Below are 16,890 nucleotides of genomic sequence, written 5' to 3' on the forward strand. Positions count from 1 at the left end.
CGGGCCCCACGTGTTTTCCCTGACGTCGCAACAGATGGCCAAGCTGGCCCCGGCGCTGAAGCGAGTGCTGATCGTCGACGCCAATGCGGCGGCGGCCAAGCTGTTGACCGATGTGGTGCGCAGCCTGGGCGCGCGGGACGTGGTCACTGAGGCGGATCAGGTGGTGGCGCTGAGGATCGCGGCGGACTTCGATCCCACCCTGATCTTCATCGAGCGTTCGGGTCCGAACCTGGATGGCGAGACCTTCGCCCGGCGCATCCGGCGCTCGACCTTCGAGGCGCGGTTCGCGCCGATCGTGATGGTGACCAGTGAAGCCACCGCCTCGACGATCAAGGGCGCCCGGGACGCGGGCGTGCACGAGTTTCTGAGAAAGCCCTTCACCGCCGGCGACCTGACCAAGCGCGTGGCGGCGGTGGCGTTGAAGCCGCGCGACTGGATCGAGGCTCTGGGCTACGTCGGACCGGATCGGCGACGGTTCAATTCGGCGGAATACGAAGGGCCCAAGAAGCGGTCGGGCGAGGCGCCCTGCACGGCGGCCGAAGCGGCCGCCAATGCCCGCGAACAGGCGATGCAGATTCTAGCATCGGCAATCGCTCGTTTTGACGAGGATCCGGCCCAAGCCCTGCGGGCGATCCGGGCCCAGGCGACTGACCTGAAGGCGCTGGCGCTGAAGCAGTCAGACGCCGCACTGGCGGTGGAGGCGAGCACGCTCGAGGCGGCGATGGCGCACGGCGCGAATACCCGGGCCGCGCTGGCGGGGCCGGTTCAGGCGGTGCTGGCGCTGGCTGGTCCGGAGAGCCTGAAACGGGCGGGGTAGACCCGCCCGCTTGCTGGATCAGGCGTCGACCAGATTGCGTTCTTCGGCGGCGGCGCGCATGGCCTGCTGCAGCTTTTCAAAGGCGCGGACCTCGATCTGGCGGACGCGTTCGCGCGACACGCCATATTGGCCGGCCAGCTCCTCAAGGGTGACCGGGTCGTCCTTGAGACGGCGCTCCGTCAGGATGTGCTTCTCCCGATCCGTCAGCTCCTGCATGGCTTCCTGCAGCAGGCCCATGCGGATCGAGCGCTCCTCGTTTTCGGCGACATAGGTCTCCTGGGAGACGGCGGTGTCGTCCTCCAGCCAGTCCTGCCATTCGCTCTCGCCATCCGCGCGCAGAGGCGCGTTCAGCGAGGCGTCGCCGCCGAGGCGGCGGTTCATGTTGGTGACCTCTTCCTCGGACACGCCCAGCTTGGTGGCGATGGCGGAGAGATGCTCCGGATGGAGGTCGCCTTCTTCGAAGGCCGAAATCTGACTCTTGGCCTTGCGCAGGTTGAAGAACAGCTTCTTCTGCGCGGCGGTGGTGCCCATTTTCACGAGCGACCAGCTGCGCAGGATATACTCCTGGATCGAGGCGCGGATCCACCACATGGCGTAGGTCGCCAGGCGGAAGCCCTTGTCGGGATCGAATTTCTTGACGGCCTGCATCAGGCCGACGTTGCCCTCGGAGATCACCTCGCCGATCGGCAGGCCGTAGCCGCGATAGCCCATGGCGATCTTGGCCACGAGGCGCAGGTGGGAGGTGACCAATCGATGCGCGGCCTCGGGGTCCTCATGCTCTGACCACCGCTTGGCCAGCATGAATTCCTCGTCCTTGGTGAGCATGGGAAACTTGCGGATTTCCGTGAGATAGCGCGACAGTCCCTGTTCCGGCGACATGATCGCGAGCGTCTTGTTGGCCATGGGCCTTGGTCCCTCCGATAAACGAGCGGGCTTGGCGGAACGGCCACGGCTGTGCGCCGGCTCCTTCACCCCTCAACCGCACACCTATGGATCGGTTGCGCCGATTGTTAGGCGCACATTGTCACGGTGATGGGCGACCGTGACTTTCCGGTCTCAGGTTCGGGCCTGAACCGGCGATGAGGAGCGTATAGCAGAGGGTGGGTCTTTTATCAAGACTTAGTAACCGAGGCGGCTGCGGATCGCGGCCCGGGCGGTGTCGTAGGCGGTGGCGTCGCCGTCTCTTTTCTCGGGATGCAACGCCTGCAAAGCGCGGATCTGGTCGGCCACGCCAGAGGGCGTCGTCGCTTCGCGGGTCGGCAGGCCTTCTACGGTAAGGAAGGCGCGAACGGCGTCGCGGTCCTGAGCATCCGCATTGGGGCCGTCCGGAATGGTGGCGAGATGACCACTGGTCCATCGGACCGCGGCGATGATCTGGTCCCGGAATCGCGGATCATCCCAGGTTGAGGGCGTGTGGCCGAGGTTGGTGTAGAAGAGCCGGCCCTCACCGATGCGCTTGATCCAGGTCACCGGCACCGGGTGGGCGCGCCTGAGGGGATCGCCCCGCATGTCCAGGCTCTGCAGCACGCGCACCGAGGCGGGATCGAAGCCCTCGTACTGATAGATTTCCTCGGCGTAGGCGGCTCCGTCGGGCCACATGGAGGCTAGCCGATGATCGGGCTCGAGGTTGGTCAGGCGGATTGGCGCACCCTCCATCCACGGATGGCCGTCGAACTGACCGCCGAGGAACCGGGTCCAGGCTTCGCGTCCGCCTTCGAAGTCGAGCTGGGTGTCGGCGGCGGAGTGAATTCCGACCACGCCGAGGCGTCCGGCCTCGACGGCGGCGACCAGAGCGCTCCAGGCCGCGCGGTCGATGGGCAGGGGGCCGGTGGTGGAGACGACCAGCACATCCACCTCCGCCAGCCGAGCCGGCGTGATGTCGCGGGCTTCCTGGGTCAGCTCGACGCTGAAGCCGCCGGCCTGGCCGATCTGCTGGAGGGCGATCTCGGAGGGCGCGAGGCCTCCGGTCGAGACGTCGTCGTCGGGGCGGCGGACGGTCTCGTGAACGAAGCCGACCGACTGCGACAGATAGAGTACGCGAAGAGGCGCGTCTGGCGCGGCCGGGCGGGTGGCGCAGGCGGTGAGGGCCATGATGATCAGGCCGAGCGAGAGGGTGCGCAACATACTTCCATTAGCCTCGCGGCGCCCGGGCGCGTCAAATGGGTCAGAGGCCCAGGATGCCGCGATAGGTCGGATGGACCACATCGGCGTAGTCTGGGTGCTTCTGGAGGTAGCCGGCGAAGAAGGGGCAGACCGGCAGGACCTTGAGGTCGCGCGCGCGGGCGTCGTCCAGGACGTGAACGGCCAGGCGTTTGGCCAGACCGCGGCCCTCCAGCGCCTGGGGCACCAGGGTCTCGGTGATCATCAGGTTTTCGCCGTTGAGATTGTAGGTGACCACAGCTTCGACGCCGTCGACATCGAGGACGTAGCGTTTGCCGTCGGCGTCGTCGCGAATGTCGGGATCGGGCATGGCGGGTCCTTTCAGAGTTCGGTCAGGAGGCGTTCGAGCGTCACCATGTCCTGCGGCGGTGGGGTGTCGAATCTCAGAGCCTCGCTGGTGATCGGGTGGACGAAGCCAAGGACGGCGGCGTGGAGGGCCTGGCGGGTCAGGCCGGCCTCGGCGACGGCGGCGCGCACGGGGGCAGCGGGGGCGCCGGAGCCATAGACGGGGTCGCCGAGCAGGGGCGCGCCCATCGACGCCAGATGCACGCGGATCTGGTGGGTCCGGCCGGTGTGCAGGGTGCATTCGACCCGGGCGGCCAGGGACGCGCCGCCGGCGCGGGCGGGGCGGCCGAAGGCGCGCTCGACGCGATAGTCGGTGATGGCTTCACGCCCGCCGGAGCGGAGCACGGCCATCTTCTTGCGGTCATGCTGGGAGCGGCCGAGACGCGTCTCGATCCGGCCGCTGATCGGAGAGGGGGAGCCGCGCGTCAGGGCGATGTAGCGGCGCTCGATGTCGTGGCGGCTGAACAGGTCGGTCAGGCCCTGATGGGCGCGGTCAGACTTGGCGGCGACCATGACGCCGGACGTGTCCTTGTCCAGCCGGTGCACAATGCCGGGGCGCAGCACCCCGCCGATGCCGGACAGGCTGTCGCCGCAGTGATGCAGCAGGGCGTTGACCAGGGTGCCGGTCTCCGAACCGGGCGCCGGATGCGCCGCCATGCCGGCGGGCTTGTCGACCACGATCAAATGAGCGTCCTCGAAGAGAACCGGGAGGACCAGGTTCTCGGGCCGGGGATCGGCGGCGACCGGGGCGGGGAGGGCGACGGTGTAATCCCCCGGCCGGGCCTTGGCCGAGGTCGAGACGGGGGCGCCGCCCGGCCCCGTGACGCGGCCCTCGGCGATCAGGGCCTGCAACCGTGCGCGCGAGATTTCGGAGCGGATGGCGGCGACGGCTTCGGCCAAGGCCTTGTCGAGCCGCCCGGAGACGTCGGGGGGGAGCACGACGGCCAGGGTTTCGGCGTCGGGATCGTCTTCGCCGAGGGTGTGGGGGACCATTGGCCGACAGTGAAACCCCTCACCCTTTCGCGCAAGGACGGCGGCGTCGCCGCCGTGCGCTCAATCCCTCTCCCGCAGGGAGACGGTGGCTTACGCCGCCTTCTTTTCGAGCTTCTTTTCCCACTGGCCCAGCGAGGCCAGGCCGTTCATGCGGGCGCGGTGGTGGAAGGCGGCCTGGGCCTTGGCGGCGTTGTCGGGCTTGCCGCCCCAGGCGCGCTGGGGCGCCGCCTGCAGGGCGCGGCCGTAGGAGAAGGTCATCTTCCAGGGGAAGCCGCCGATGCGGTTCATGGCGTCGAGGTGCGCCGTGGCCTGCTCGTCGGTCTGGCCGCCGGAGAGGTAGGCGATGCCCGGGACGGCCGAGGGCACGGTGGCTTTCAGCGCGGCGATGGTGCGTTCAGCGACCTCATCGACCGAGGCCTGGCGGACGCTGCCCTTGCCGGAGATGACCATGTTGGGCTTGAGCACCATCCCCTCCAGCGCCACGCGCTGCTCGGCCAGTTCGGCGAAGACGGTCTGGAGCACCCAGCGGGTGACCTCGTCGCAGCGGGCGATGTCGTGGGCGCCGTCCATCAGCACCTCGGGCTCGACAATCGGCACGATCTGCTCCTGCTGGCAGATGCGGGCGTAGCGAGCCAGCGCATGGGCATTCGATTTGACGCAGGCCCAGGTCGGGATGCCGTCCGCGATCTCGATAACGCCGCGCCATTTGGCGAAGCGGGCGCCGCGCTCGTAATGGCCGCGCAGACGCTTGGACAGGCCGTCGAGCCCCTTGGTCACCGTCTCGCCGGGGAAGCCGGCCATCTTGGAGGCGCCCTTGTCGACCTTGATGCCAGGGATCGAGCCGGCGGCCCTGATGATGTCGACCAGCGGCGTTCCGTCGGAGGCGTCCTGATACAGCGTCTCCTCGAACAGGATGACGCCCGAGATGTGCTCGCGCATGGTCTGTTCGGCGCGGAACATCAGCTCGCGGTAATCGCGGCGGTTGTCCTCGGTGTTTTCCACCCCGATGGCGTCGAACCGCTTCTTTATGGTGCCGGTGGACTCGTCGGCGGCGAGGATTCCCTTGCCGGGCGCCACCATGGCCTCAGCGACCTGATTGAGAGCGGAAAGGTCCATGAGCGTTCTCCCCAAGCACTGGATCGTTGCGGCGATCCTCTAGCCCCGCCCGCCGCCGAAGTCACGCATTGTTACAGGCTCGCGTCAGGCGGCTTGGGCGACCGGCGAGAGGCAGGTTTCGAGTACGGCGAACAGTTGCGGCAACTGGATCGGCTTGGTCAGCACGCCATCGGCGCCGCCGGCCATGTAGCGCGCGACGTCGTCGGCGAAGGCATTGGCGGTCAGCATGTGGATCGGGGTGTGGCTGGCCTCGCCCTCGGCGACGCGGATCAGGCGCAGCGCCTCGACCCCGTCCATCACGGGCATGTTCACATCCATCAGGATAAGGTCGAAACTGTCCGCCAGAGCGGCGGCCACGGCCGCCTCGCCGTTCTCGGCGAAGGTCAGCTCGACACCGGCAGGCGCCAGAAGAACCTCAAGCACGCGACGGTTGCCGGCGTTGTCCTCCGCGGCCAGGACGCGAAGCGCGCGGTCATTGGACGTGGCGTTGACGGGTGACGCAATGGCGATCGTTGCGATCGGCGCGGCCACGCTGACGGGGACGTCGAACCAGAACCGCTCGCCGACGCCGTCGGCGGGTTCGCAGCCGATCTGACCACCGAGAAGGGCGATGTTGCCCGCGCAGATGGCCAGGCCGAGCCCGGCCCCACCGGCGTCGCGCCCGGCGTCGGTCTGTTCAAAGGGCTGAAAAATGCGCTGGCGATCCTCCGGCGCGACGCCGGGTCCTCCGTCGGTGACGGTGAGCCGCAGCCGGTCACCGAACAGCGCGGCCCCGATCCGCACCTCGCCGCCTGCTGGTGTGAACTTGAGGGCGTTGGAGACGAGGTTGACCAAGGTCTGCTCGATCCGGCCCTGATCTGTGCGGATCCGGGCCTGTGGCAGGTCGGCGTCCAGGGTCAGCAGCACGCTGGCTTCCTCGGCGCGCGGCGTCCAGATGCTGAGGATGCTGTCCAGCTTGGCGCGCAGGTCGAAATCGCCCATCTCGGCCACCGCCTTGTCGGCCTCGATCTTGGACATGTCGAGCACGGCGTTGAGCAGGCGGAGCAGCATCTCGCCGGAGGCCAGAACACCGTCATTGAGTTCGTGCTGGGTCGCGGTCAGAGGTTCGCGCTGCAGAGCCTGGGAAAGGCCCAGCACCGCGTTCAGGGGCGTGCGGATCTCGTGGCTGGTAACGGCCAGAAAGGCTGACTTGGCGCGGCTGGCGGCCTCGGCGGCCGCGGTCTTCTCCTCCAGCGCCAAGGTGTGCGCGCGGGTTCGGCCGCGATTCCGGTGACGTTCGACAACGCGCCCCAGCTGGGCGCCGATCTGGTCCAGCGTCTTGAGCAGAACCTCATCGGGCGGCGCGGGTCGCTCAAGGAAAAACTCCAGGACGGCGCCAACCTCCTCGCCGATCAGGGCGGGAAAGGCGAAGGCCGCGTGCAGACCCGCCCGCTTGGCCGGCTCGGCGCGGGGGAAGTTTGGGTCGGCGGCCACGTCTTGAATCCAACAGGCCTTGCCCGAAGCCCAAACCCGGCCCGGCAGCCCCTCGCCCCGGTCGAAGCTCAGACGGTCGGAGATCTGCCGAAACTCGCGGCGAAGCTCCGGATCGGCGTCGTGCCACACACCCGAGAAGACCAGAGGCCCGCCGGGCGCGGCGTCAGCGAACATATAGGCCTGCCCCACGCGCCAACCGGTGAAATCGCAGATCGCCCTGAGCGCCAGGGCGAAGGCCTCATCGGGATGGTCGCTGAGGTTGGCGGCGGTGGCGATGGTCTCGACCAGGGCCAGCCGTTGCTGCTCGCGATAGAGGTCGCGCAGGCTGCTCTCGGCGATGGTCTCGGCGGCCTTCCTGGCCTCGCGTTCGCGCGCCAGACGGCGCTCCAGACGCTCGATCTGGAGGTTCGGGGACTCGTCGCTGCCGAGCGGAGGGATCACGCCGCCTGGGCCGTCTCGGACTTGGCCGGTCCCCAGGCGATCTGGAAGGTGCAGTGCGGCGCGCCATGCTGGGTGCAGCTGGTGTGCTGGAATTCGACGCTCTCGCCGAACCAGGCGGCGGCGCCCTCGACGAAGCCCTGGGCCAGCGCACACATGCTGCGTGTCGACAGATAGTCCATCACCAGGTCGCCCGAGGGATGGGTCTGCAGGCGGAAGTGCGGGCAGGCGGCGCCAGGGTAGAGCTTCCTGACCTCGGAATGGATGATGTCGTTGACGCCCTCGACGAAAGCGCGGGCATCGGGGGCGCGAAAGAAGTCCGGATAGAGCTCGGCCAGGATCGGCATGGCGTTGACCCCGAACCAGCGCAGGACCGCGTCCCGATTCAGCGACAGGGCCTGGCCCGCAGCGGCGACCAGCGCCTCGATCTCTTCGTCCGGATAATTGCCCAGCGAGCTGTAGACGCCGGACACGCCCGACATCTCGATCAGCGTGTCCCAGGTGTCGGGCCCGAAGGCGCGGCCGACCGCTTCCTCCAACAGATTGAAAACGACGCCCTTCATGGCCGATCCCCCGTAGTTCGCGCGCGAGCTTGAGGGGAAACGACCAATTCGCCGTTAACGGCGACGAACGCCGATCGTCAGGGCTCGGTCCAGGCGCGAACGGCGAGGTCGAAATCACCCTGTCGCGGGTCCGCGGAAAAGGCGAGCGACGCCCGTTCGCGACCGCCGCCCGCGACATAGTCCAGGGTGGCGGCGGATGTCTCGGCGCCGAGTCGGCCTTCAATCTCGACTCCCGAGGCGGTGACTGAGCCGGAATTGGTGACCTCAATCTCGGCGGTGAACCCGCGCGGCGTGGTCGCGACCGAGACGATCCGGACGTCGAGGGCGGGCGGCGTGCGCGGTTGCACGGCGGAAGACGCCACTACGCCCAGAGCCGCGAGCACGCACACCAGACCGACGGCGGCCGTGGCCCATTCCAGGATGGGGGTGCGGGTTTCGTGCTGACGGGACTTGGCCATTCTCTGTCCTAAACCAGCAGACGCGCAGCGGCCGCGCCGATGGAGGCGGGAAACGCCATGACCATGGCCACCGAAAGCATCTCGTGGGGCGGCAGTCCATCAAGTCGCCCGAACGTCCACAGCACATAGAGACACACCGCCAGGGCCAGGGCGTAGCCGACCACGCTGAAGGCGAAGAAGGCGTGGACCGGCCGGTCGTGTTCATGCTGGCCAGGCAGGCCGATGCGGTAGACGATGACGTGCAGCAGGGCGATTGACACCACAGCGAGCGTCAGTGTCATCCAGCCCGACATCATGTGGGCGATCAGCATCACCTCCTCGGTCGGGGCGATGTTGAAGGCGATGAACAGGGCCCCGGCCACCATCAGGAACAACTCACCGAAGTAGGTGTCGGCGTCGGCGTCCTCGTCCGGCTCGCCATCGTCGGTGGCGGGGGCCAGCTGGCGGCGGGCCAAGAGGGCGCCGAAGGCTCCGGCGATGCTCTGCAGCGCCAGTTGTCCGGCGAGTTCGGCCGGGGAGCCGCGGCCGTCGATGATGCCGAACATCGTCAGGATCACCCCCGCGAGGATGAAGCCGACCGCGACGGCGGCGAGGGTGTCCAGCGCATTGGCCACGACGCCGACGCTTGATCGAAAGCCCGCGTAATAGGCGAGACCGTAGAGCAGCGGCAGGGACAGGGCGACGAACAGCAAGAGGCGTGCGGGGGCCATCTCGGCCGGGAGGCTCCACATCTCCTGGGTCATCAGCAGCGGCGTGCTGAACAGCAGGGCGCCGCCGAAACCGCGCGCCAGATCGCCGGCGTAGCGAACCTCGGCGTCAAGGGCGGGGCTGGCGGTCATGGGGCGCTTTGCGAGGGGAATGGGGCGGTCCGACCCGACTCGTCGGGGGGGCGTGAGAGGGAGCCGGACCGCCTCGGCGTTCTCACGCGATCAGGATAGGTCCCGCGAGCCGCAAGGCGAGAACCCCCGGCCAAGACCCCGGTTCCACCCGTCATAAGGGAAATTTCATTCCCCTGGGGAAAGACCCGAAATCAGGCTTTCAAGACCTCGACGCCGGGCAGGGCCTTGCCCTCCATCCACTCCAGGAAGGCGCCACCCGCGGTGGAGACGAAGGTCATGTCATCGGCCACGCCCGCGTGGTTCAGGGCGGCCACGGTGTCGCCGCCTCCGGCGACAGCGATCAGCTTGCCGGCCTTGGCCAGCTCGGCGGCGTGGCGGGCGGCCTCGACCGTGGCCTTATCAAAGGGCGGGACCTCGAACACGCCCAGGGGGCCGTTCCAGATCAGCGTCTTCGACAGGTCCATGGCGCGCTTCAGCCGCGCGACGGTCTCGGGCCCGGCGTCCAGGATGAGGTCATCGGCGGCGATGCGGTCAAGCGCCCGCACCCCGGCCTCGGCGTCGGGCTTGACCTCTTTGGCCACCACCACGTCGACGGGCAGCAGCAGCTCGCAGCCGGCGCGGCGGGCGGCCTCCATGATGTCGCGAGCGGTGTCGGCCATGTCGCGCTCGGCCAGGGAGCCGCCGATGTCCACGCCCTGCGCGAACAGGAAGGTGTTGGCCATGCCGCCGCCGATCGCCAGGCGGTCCAACCGGGCGACCAGGTTCTTCAGCAGGTCCAGCTTGGTCGAGACCTTCGCTCCACCGACGACGCCCAGGACGGGCTTTTCCGGGTTGCCGAGGGCGCGGTCCAGCGCCTCCAGCTCGCGCCGCATGCTCTCGCCGGCATAGGCGGGCAGCAGGCGGGCCAGGCCCTCGGTCGAGGCGTGGGCGCGGTGAGCGGCGGAGAAGGCGTCATTGACATAGAGGTCGCCGAGGGCGGCCAGCTGGCGGGCGAAGTCGGGGTCGTTCTTTTCCTCGCCGGGGTGGAAGCGCACGTTTTCCAACAGGGCGACGCCGCCGGGGTCTAGGTCGGCCAGTACGGCCTTCGCCTCATCGCCCACGCAGTCCTTGGCGAAGCGGACGGGCGCGCCGATCAGGCGGGACAGGTCGTCCAACAACGGCTCCAGGCTCATCTCGGGCACGCGCTTGCCCTTGGGCCGGTCGAAGTGGGCCAGCAGCGCGACCCTGGCGCCCGCGTCGCGCAGCCGCTGGATCGTCGGCACGGCGGCGCGCAGGCGGGTGTCGTCGGTGACTTGCCCGTCCTCCATCGGGACATTGAAGTCCACCCGGACGAGGGCGGTCCTGCCGGCGAGGTCTGGGGCGTCGTCGAGGGTGCGGAAGGTCATGGATTGGTTCTCGCGAAACCGTGTTGAAATGCGGATACCGGCTCGGGACAGTCCTGAGGCCCACAGGCCGCGAAGGTCACGCCGTCCATGCCTACTGCGGGGTCAATGAGGACCTCTGCCAAGATTGTTACCTCGTGAGCGGTGCAGGCAAAGTCGAGGGTCCGCCCAGTGCCGACAGCGAATCCTTGCTGCTTCCGCTCACCGATCAAGCGCCAATGCTGACGAGTGCAATCCCGAAGAGCCGCATCAGCCTGTTCGCTCGACACTGCGTATAGCCGAGGCGGGGTGGCTCGAGGGCCTGTGACTGTGAACGGCGACGGACCTTCTGCCCGCATAAGGACGAGATCTACCGCTGATAGCGATTGATCACATCCGGTAGACAGGGCGGCAAGACTGGCGGCGCAGACAGCCGTCGTTCGCCCAGCAGCCGTCACCCTACAGGAACTTCGCCATCGCCAGCGCCGTGTCGCTCATCCGCGTAGCGAAGCCCCATTCGTTGTCGTACCAGCTGAGGACGCGGGCCAGCTTGCCGTCGACGACCTGGGTTTGGGGCAGGGCGGCGGTGGAGGAGGCGGCGATGTGGTTCAGGTCGGTGGAGACGACCGGATCGGTGGTCACAGCCAGGACGCCCTTCATCGGGCCATCGGCGGCGGCCTGGAGCGCGGCGTTGATCTCCTCGACCGTGACCTCGCGGCCGGCCACCACCTTGAGGTCCACGCACGACACGTTGGGCGTGGGCACGCGGATCGAGGAGCCGTCCAGCTTGCCCTTTAGCTCTGGCAGGACCAGGCCGAGCGCCTTGGCGGCGCCGGTCGAGGTCGGGATCATCGACAGGGCGGCGGCGCGGCCCCGGTAGAGATCCTTGTGCATCGTATCCAGCGTCGGCTGGTCGCCGGTATAGGCGTGGATCGTCGTCATATAGCCGCGCTCGATCCCGAAAAGGTCGTGCAGAACCTTGGCCACGGGGGCGAGCGCATTGGTGGTGCAGCTGCCGTTCGAGACGACGATGTCGTCGGCGGTCAGGCTGTCGTGGTTGACCTTGTAAACGATGGTCCTGTCGGCGCCGTCCCCGGGGGCCGAGATCAGCACGCGCTTGGCGCCGGCCTTGAGGTGGGCCGAGGCCTTGTCCTTGGCGGTGAAGATGCCGGTGCACTCGAAGGCGATGTCGACGCCCAAATCCTTGTGCGGCAGGTTCGCGGGATCGCGTTCGGAGGTCACGCGGATCTTGCCCAGGCCCACGTCGATCCAGTCGTCGCCCGCCTCGACCGTGCCGGGGAAGCGGCCGTGAACCGAGTCGTAGCGCAGCAGGTGGGCGTTGGTGCTGACAGGCCCCAGGTCGTTGATCGCCACCACCTCGATGTCGCGACGGCCATGCTCGACGATCGAGCGCAGGACGAGGCGGCCGATGCGGCCGAAGCCGTTGATGGCGACGCGAACGGGCATGGGGGGGCTCCTTGGGGCGGGATGTCTGGTCGGCAGTGTCAATGGAACCGGCGGCGGCGGGATTCAAGGGCCGGGCTGAAACAGCGCGTGATCGACAGGCGGCGTCGCGTGCGTCTCACGCCTGCCGACCTCGTGATTTGCCGATCGCGGCCAGCCGCCGTATCGGCCTGATATGCTGAGGTTTCGTCCCGCCCTGATCGCGTTCGGCCTGATCGCCGCCGGTTCGGGCCTGGGCGGATGCGCGACAGTGGCGGCGACGCCCGACAGCCCGGCGGCGCGCCAGGCGCTGAACGCCCGCGTGTTCGACACGGTGTGGAGCGACACCCAGAGGCGGTACTACGATCCCGGCCTGCATGGGCTCGATTGGGACGCCTCTCGCCAGACCTATCGGCCGCGCGCCCTGGAGGCCGACGATGCGGACGAGCTCTACGCCGTGCTGCGCGACATGCTGGGCGAGCTGAAGGACCAGCACGCCAATGCCCAGTCGCCGGCCAGTGTGATCAATCGCGAGCTGACCCGAACCCGTCGCGCGGTGCTGGGTCTATCGATGACGCCGGAAAACGATGGGGTCTGGAAGATTGAGGACATCCGCGAGGGTTCGGTCGCCGACGAGGCGCGGCTGGAGCGCGGCTGGGCGCTGGTGGCCATGAACGGCGAGCCGTGGCGCCCGGACCTGATCCTCACCGACGGCGTCCCGGTCATCCTGACGCTGCGTGACCAGACGGGCAGGCTAAGCGACCTGACGCTGACGCCGCGGGTGATGGACCCGATTCCGCTGTTCACGACGTCCTGGGCCAACCACGACACCGCCGTGCTCAGGATCGAGGCTTTCGAGCCGGGCCTTGGCGACTGGCTGGCGGCGACCCTGGAGCAGCTGCCGCCCGAGACGGATCTGGTGCTGGACTTGCGCGGCAATCCGGGCGGGCGGCTGGCGGAGGCGGAGGCGGTGCTGTCCTGCTTCTTGCCGCGCGGCCAGGCCTGGGCCGTGCAGCGGTTCCGCGGACGCGAGCCTGAGGTGATGCAAGTGGACGGCGACTGCGGCGATCGCGACACGCCGTTCGACAATGATCTGGTGGTGCTGGTCGGGCCCGGCAGCCGCAGCGCGGCCGAATTGACCCCCGCGGCGCTTCAGGAAGCCGGGCGCGCCGTGGTGATCGGCGAGAGGACGCCCGGCGTGGTGCTGATTTCGCAGGAGACGCGCCTGCCCGATGGCGGCAAGCTGAGCCTCAGCCGCGCCGACTTCCTGACCCACGGCGGTCGGCGGCTTGAGGGGAACGGAGTCGTTCCTGACATCGCGGCGCCCACCTCGCTGGACCAGCGCCGCGCGGGCGTCGACCCGGGCCTGGACGCGGCAATCGGGGCGCTGCGTATGAGCGCGGTTGCGGGGACGACAATGACGCGTCGCTGATGCGACCTTCGGGCGGCTGGACAGACTGGCCGCCGTGCGGCGAAGTTCGCGCATGAACCGTTTCCGTCTTTCCGTCTTCGCGATGGCGACCGTGCTGGCGCTCGGCGCGTGCCAGTCGGTTCCCTATGCGCGCCTCGAGGATTTGCCTCCGGCCGTGCAGCCCCAGGACGGGTCGGCCGAGCGCCACGCCCTGAACGCTCGGGTCTATGACGCCGCTACAAGCTATGTCGGACGCCTGTTCTATCGGCGCGATTTCGGCGGCCTCGACTGGCCGGCCGAGGCCGCGGCCCGACGCGCCCAGGTGGTCAGCGCCGAGAGCGAGGCGGATTTCTACCTGGGGCTCAAGGCGCTGATCGATCGGCTGAATGACGATCACACCAATGTCCACAGCCCAACCTCGCGTGCGCGGATCGTCGCCCGGCGACGCGGAGAACAGGCAGCCGGTCACGGCTTCGAGGTGCGTCCCGAGGGCGACGCGCGCTGGGTTTCGCGCGTGACGCCGGACTCGCCGGCCGCGCTAGCCGGGATCGAGCCGGGCTGGCAGGTCATCAGCATCGATGGCGGGCCGCCGCATCTTGGCCCCAGCGCTCGCCTGGGAGACGCCACGACATTCGTGTTCGAGAGCCGCGATGGGCGCCGCCATACCCACAGCCTCGTGGGCGCCGAGGTGCCGAGCTGGCCACGGCGATCCTATGAGCTCAGAGACGACGGCGTGGCTGTGGTTCGCTTCGACGATTTCGACCCGCCGACGCTGGAGTGGGCGGATGGTCTCTTCGCCGACTTCGCCGTGACGCCGCCGCGGGGGCTGGTGATCGACCTTCGTACGAATGGCGGCGGCTATTTCAACATCACCGCCCTGATGCTGGCCCATCTCTTCGATCGCAGCATCGAGGTCGCGGAATGGGATGGGCGACTGATCAACCGGCGCTGGCGCGCGGATGGGTCCGCGACGCCGTATCGCGGACCCGTGGCGGTGCTGACCGGTCCGGCCAGCGCCAGCGGCGCCGAGGTGTTCGCCGCGGTGGTCCGTGAAGAAGGCCGCGGCAAACTGATCGGCGAAACCACGCGCGGCGCGGTGATCGGGACGCGCACGATCGATCTGCCGGATGGTGGAGCGCTCAGCGTCGGCATGATCGACATGATCACGCCCGACGGCGATCGCATCGAAGGCCATGGCGTCGCGCCGGACCTTGCCGTCCCCAACGACTGGGACGCCGTGCTGCGGGGCGACGATCTCGCCCTCGACGCCGCCATCGCGGTCGTGACCGCCGAAGCCGATACTTTCAGTCGCTGACGACGCGGACCTTGGAGGCGGCGTTTCGAGCCCTCCCGCGGGCTTCATCGATGTCCCCGCCGGTGGCCAGGGCCACGCCCATGCGCCGTCTTTCGTAAGCCTCTGGCTTGCCGAACAGGCGCAGGTCAGCGCCGGGCACGGCCAGAGCCTCGGCCACGCCCTCGAAGGCTACACCCCGGGCGTCCATGCCCCCATAGATGACGGCGCTGGCGCCGGGCGCGGTTTGGGCGACGTCGATCGGCAAGCCGAGGATGGCGCGGGCGTGCAGGGCGAATTCGGAGAACCGCTGGGTGGCCAGAGTGACCAGGCCGGTGTCGTGGGGGCGGGGGCTGACCTCCGAGAACCAGACCTCGTCGCCCTTCACGAACAGTTCGACACCGAACAGTCCAAGCCCGCCAAGCGCGTCCGTGACCCGGCCGGCGATGTCGTGGGCGCGGGCGAGGGCGGCGTCGCTCATCGGCTGGGGCTGCCAGCTCTCGACATAGTCGCCCTTGACCTGACGGTGGCCGATGGGGGCGCAGAAGTCGGTGCCGACCTGGCCGTCCGGGCCCAGCGAGCGAACGGTCAGCAGGGTGATCTCATAATCGAAGGCGATGCGGCCCTCGACGATCACCCGCGCGGTCTCGACCCGGCCGGCCTGGACCGCGTGGTCCCAGGCCGAGGCGATCTGGTCGGCGTCCTCGACGAAGCTCTGACCCTTGCCCGAGGACGACATCACCGGCTTGACGAAACAGGGATAGCCGACGGTCTGGGCGCCCGCCGCCAGCTCCTCGGCCGATCCCGCGAAGGCGTAGGGGCTGGTCGGCAGGCCCAGCTCCTCGGCGGCCAGGCGGCGGATGCCCTCGCGGTTCATGGTCAGGCGGGCCGCCCTGGCGCTGGGGATGACCGTGGCCAGACCCTCGCCCTCGATCCGCTCCAGTTCCTCGGTGGCGATGGCCTCGATTTCGGGCACGATCAGGTGGGGTCGTTCACTCTCGACCAGGGCCCGCAGGGCCGCGCCGTCAGTCATGGCGATGACGTGGCTGCGGTGCGCCACCTGCATGGCCGGGGCGTCGGCGTAGCGATCCACGGCGATCACCTCGACCCCCAGCCGTTGCAGCTCGATGGCGACCTCCTTGCCGAGCTCTCCAGAGCCCAGAAGCATGACACGCAGGGCGGTGGGGGACAGGGGCGTACCGAGGCGGCGGGGCGTGGGTTGGGTCATCCCAGCCCTATAGCCGCGACGCGACGGTTTCGGGAGACGGAAGAACGGGATCAGCCTAGGTTACCGTCTATGGACGCTGTCGGTCTCCTTCTCGCCCTGTGCCTTGGACTGGGCCTTGCCGCCGCCACGGGGCTTCGGGCCTTTCTGCCCCTTCTGATGGTGGCGGTGATGGCGCGGTTCGACATCGGCGGGCTGGATTTCGGTGAACGGTTCGCCTGGCTGGAAACCAACACGGCGCTAACCGCCCTCGGGTTCGCCGTGGTCGCGGAATTCGTGCTGGACAAGGTTCCGGCCGTGGACAGCGCCACCGATGCGGTCATGACCCTGGTCCGACCTGTGTTGGGCGGGGTGGTGGTGTGGGCTTCGTTCAGCGGCTCGGATCCGGCCTTGGCGCCGATCCTGGCGATGATCGCCGCTCCGGTCGCCCTAGCCAGCCACGGCGGCAAGGCGGTGGTTCGGCCGGGCGTCACCGCCTCGACCGCCGGGGTCGGCAACCCGGCCGTGAGCCTGATGGAGGACGTCTGGGCGTTTCTGCTGGTCGTCCTGGCGTTCCTCGCCCCCGTGCTGATCCCGATCCTGCTGGCGTTGACGGTCTGGCTGGGCTGGCGGTTTTTTCGCTGGTTGCGGCGACGCGCCAACGGCCTCCGAACAAAACCTGCCGCCTGATCGGCTCGCCCGCCGCGCGAAGCGACTTGCGGGAACCCGGCGGATCATCCTTACGTTCGTGGCCGGACGTTAAGGATTTGTTGACCATGATGCGAGCTATTCGCACCGGCCTGTTCATTGGCCTGATCATCGGCTTGTCGGCATGCGGCACGGCTCCAGGCGGCCAGCAGGTCGAGCGCGGACCCTACGCCGCCGGGGACTTCGGAGGATAAGCCGATGGCGCAATCCGTTCGCATGCCGTAAGCTTGCCTAGCGGACGCCGACTGACGCGCCGCGCAACGGGTTCCA

17 protein-coding genes are annotated in these 16,890 nt (G+C 68.6%); 5 read left to right on the forward strand and 12 right to left on the reverse strand.

All coding sequences use genetic code 11. The annotated features are described in order from the left end of the window. Nucleotides 1–10: 10 nt before the first annotated feature. Complete coding sequence (locus EES48_RS01815; RefSeq protein WP_122464668.1) at nucleotides 11–817, forward strand: response regulator; 807 nt, start codon at nucleotides 11–13, stop codon at nucleotides 815–817. 18 nt (nucleotides 818–835) lie between these two features. Here the strand turns inward: EES48_RS01815 and rpoH are convergent, their stop codons facing one another. The 11 genes from rpoH to gap form a co-directional block, all read right to left on the reverse strand. Beyond that, entirely contained in the window at nucleotides 836–1,720 is an 885-nt protein-coding gene (gene rpoH, locus EES48_RS01820) for an RNA polymerase sigma factor RpoH (protein WP_122464669.1), read from the reverse strand. Nucleotides 1,721–1,936: 216 nt separating this feature from the next. Then, nucleotides 1,937–2,941 carry a ThuA domain-containing protein gene (locus tag EES48_RS01825; protein WP_162997955.1) on the reverse strand — a complete coding sequence of 335 codons (1,005 nt, stop codon included), beginning with the start codon at nucleotides 2,939–2,941 and terminating at the stop codon, nucleotides 1,937–1,939. 40 nt (nucleotides 2,942–2,981) lie between these two features. Continuing rightward, nucleotides 2,982–3,287: a GNAT family N-acetyltransferase gene (locus EES48_RS01830; protein WP_122464671.1), complete on the reverse strand. Its 306-nt coding sequence runs from the start codon at nucleotides 3,285–3,287 to the stop codon at nucleotides 2,982–2,984. 11 nt (nucleotides 3,288–3,298) lie between these two features. Further along, nucleotides 3,299–4,315, reverse strand: a complete 1,017-nt coding sequence (locus EES48_RS01835) for an RluA family pseudouridine synthase (protein WP_122464672.1) — start codon at nucleotides 4,313–4,315, stop codon at nucleotides 3,299–3,301. 90 nt (nucleotides 4,316–4,405) lie between these two features. Beyond that, nucleotides 4,406–5,431, reverse strand: a complete 1,026-nt coding sequence (locus tag EES48_RS01840; protein ID WP_122464673.1) for a class I fructose-bisphosphate aldolase — start codon at nucleotides 5,429–5,431, stop codon at nucleotides 4,406–4,408. Between the two features lie 84 nt (nucleotides 5,432–5,515). Beyond that, entirely contained in the window at nucleotides 5,516–7,345 is a 1,830-nt protein-coding gene (locus tag EES48_RS01845; protein WP_162997956.1) for an ATP-binding protein, read from the reverse strand. After that, nucleotides 7,342–7,905, reverse strand: a complete 564-nt coding sequence (locus tag EES48_RS01850; RefSeq protein WP_122464675.1) for a heme NO-binding domain-containing protein — start codon at nucleotides 7,903–7,905, stop codon at nucleotides 7,342–7,344. Before EES48_RS01850 ends, EES48_RS01845 begins: the two co-directional genes overlap by 4 nt. Before the next feature lie 77 nt (nucleotides 7,906–7,982). Further along, nucleotides 7,983–8,363 carry a hypothetical protein gene (locus tag EES48_RS01855; protein WP_122464676.1) on the reverse strand — a complete coding sequence of 127 codons (381 nt, stop codon included), beginning with the start codon at nucleotides 8,361–8,363 and terminating at the stop codon, nucleotides 7,983–7,985. 8 nt (nucleotides 8,364–8,371) lie between these two features. After that, on the reverse strand, nucleotides 8,372–9,202 hold the full coding sequence (locus EES48_RS01860) for a TIGR02587 family membrane protein (protein ID WP_122464677.1): 831 nt from the start codon (nucleotides 9,200–9,202) through the stop codon (nucleotides 8,372–8,374). A 191-nt stretch (nucleotides 9,203–9,393) separates the two neighbouring features. Further along, the gene (locus EES48_RS01865; protein ID WP_122464678.1) at nucleotides 9,394–10,587 is read right to left on the reverse strand and encodes a phosphoglycerate kinase; all 1,194 of its coding nucleotides are present in this window, start codon (nucleotides 10,585–10,587) and stop codon (nucleotides 9,394–9,396) included. Between the two features lie 435 nt (nucleotides 10,588–11,022). Further along, nucleotides 11,023–12,030, reverse strand: coding sequence for a type I glyceraldehyde-3-phosphate dehydrogenase (gap, locus tag EES48_RS01870; RefSeq protein ID WP_122464679.1), 1,008 nt, complete (start codon nucleotides 12,028–12,030; stop codon nucleotides 11,023–11,025). A 172-nt stretch (nucleotides 12,031–12,202) separates the two neighbouring features. On the opposite strand from gap, the gene EES48_RS01875 reads away from it, so the two are divergent. Together EES48_RS01875 and EES48_RS01880 are read left to right on the forward strand one after the other, a co-directional pair. Beyond that, on the forward strand, nucleotides 12,203–13,438 hold the full coding sequence (locus tag EES48_RS01875; protein WP_122464680.1) for a S41 family peptidase: 1,236 nt from the start codon (nucleotides 12,203–12,205) through the stop codon (nucleotides 13,436–13,438). A 52-nt stretch (nucleotides 13,439–13,490) separates the two neighbouring features. Further along, a complete protein-coding gene (locus tag EES48_RS01880) occupies nucleotides 13,491–14,732 on the forward strand; it encodes a S41 family peptidase (RefSeq protein WP_122464681.1) in 1,242 nt (413 codons plus the stop codon). Here EES48_RS01880 and purT read toward each other — a convergent pair. Then, a complete protein-coding gene (purT, locus tag EES48_RS01885) occupies nucleotides 14,722–15,936 on the reverse strand; it encodes a formate-dependent phosphoribosylglycinamide formyltransferase (RefSeq protein ID WP_122464682.1) in 1,215 nt (404 codons plus the stop codon). The two genes, EES48_RS01880 and purT, sit on opposite strands and share 11 nt — an antisense overlap. 69 nt (nucleotides 15,937–16,005) lie before the next feature. Between purT and EES48_RS01890 the strand changes: the two genes are divergently transcribed. Together EES48_RS01890 and EES48_RS15220 are read left to right on the forward strand one after the other, a co-directional pair. Continuing rightward, nucleotides 16,006–16,602, forward strand: coding sequence for a DUF4126 domain-containing protein (locus tag EES48_RS01890; protein WP_122464683.1), 597 nt, complete (start codon nucleotides 16,006–16,008; stop codon nucleotides 16,600–16,602). Between the two features lie 86 nt (nucleotides 16,603–16,688). After that, nucleotides 16,689–16,814 carry a hypothetical protein gene (locus tag EES48_RS15220; protein WP_276309572.1) on the forward strand — a complete coding sequence of 42 codons (126 nt, stop codon included), beginning with the start codon at nucleotides 16,689–16,691 and terminating at the stop codon, nucleotides 16,812–16,814. The last annotated feature ends 76 nt before the right edge of the window (nucleotides 16,815–16,890 follow it).

This window comes from Brevundimonas lutea (genome assembly GCF_003704105.1).
In the GTDB taxonomy this organism is placed as follows: Bacteria; Pseudomonadota; Alphaproteobacteria; order Caulobacterales; family Caulobacteraceae; genus Brevundimonas; species Brevundimonas lutea.

Bases quoted from the DNA above. Each gene is read 5' to 3' on its own strand.
- gap (WP_122464679.1), bottom strand. From the start codon at position 12,030: ATGCCCGTTCGCGTCGCCATCAACGGCTTCGGCCGCATCGGCCGCCTC.
- EES48_RS01875 (WP_122464680.1), top strand. From the start codon at position 12,203: ATGCTGAGGTTTCGTCCCGCCCTGATCGCGTTCGGCCTGATCGCCGCC.
- EES48_RS01880 (WP_122464681.1), top strand. From the start codon at position 13,491: ATGAACCGTTTCCGTCTTTCCGTCTTCGCGATGGCGACCGTGCTGGCG.
- EES48_RS01825 (WP_162997955.1), bottom strand. From the start codon at position 2,941: ATGTTGCGCACCCTCTCGCTCGGCCTGATCATCATGGCCCTCACCGCC.
- EES48_RS01865 (WP_122464678.1), bottom strand. From the start codon at position 10,587: ATGACCTTCCGCACCCTCGACGACGCCCCAGACCTCGCCGGCAGGACC.
- EES48_RS15220 (WP_276309572.1), top strand. From the start codon at position 16,689: ATGATGCGAGCTATTCGCACCGGCCTGTTCATTGGCCTGATCATCGGC.
- EES48_RS01850 (WP_122464675.1), bottom strand. From the start codon at position 7,905: ATGAAGGGCGTCGTTTTCAATCTGTTGGAGGAAGCGGTCGGCCGCGCC.
- EES48_RS01840 (WP_122464673.1), bottom strand. From the start codon at position 5,431: ATGGACCTTTCCGCTCTCAATCAGGTCGCTGAGGCCATGGTGGCGCCC.
- EES48_RS01830 (WP_122464671.1), bottom strand. From the start codon at position 3,287: ATGCCCGATCCCGACATTCGCGACGACGCCGACGGCAAACGCTACGTC.
- rpoH (WP_122464669.1), bottom strand. From the start codon at position 1,720: ATGGCCAACAAGACGCTCGCGATCATGTCGCCGGAACAGGGACTGTCG.
- EES48_RS01860 (WP_122464677.1), bottom strand. From the start codon at position 9,202: ATGACCGCCAGCCCCGCCCTTGACGCCGAGGTTCGCTACGCCGGCGAT.
- EES48_RS01890 (WP_122464683.1), top strand. From the start codon at position 16,006: ATGGACGCTGTCGGTCTCCTTCTCGCCCTGTGCCTTGGACTGGGCCTT.
- EES48_RS01835 (WP_122464672.1), bottom strand. From the start codon at position 4,315: ATGGTCCCCCACACCCTCGGCGAAGACGATCCCGACGCCGAAACCCTG.
- EES48_RS01855 (WP_122464676.1), bottom strand. From the start codon at position 8,363: ATGGCCAAGTCCCGTCAGCACGAAACCCGCACCCCCATCCTGGAATGG.
- purT (WP_122464682.1), bottom strand. From the start codon at position 15,936: ATGACCCAACCCACGCCCCGCCGCCTCGGTACGCCCCTGTCCCCCACC.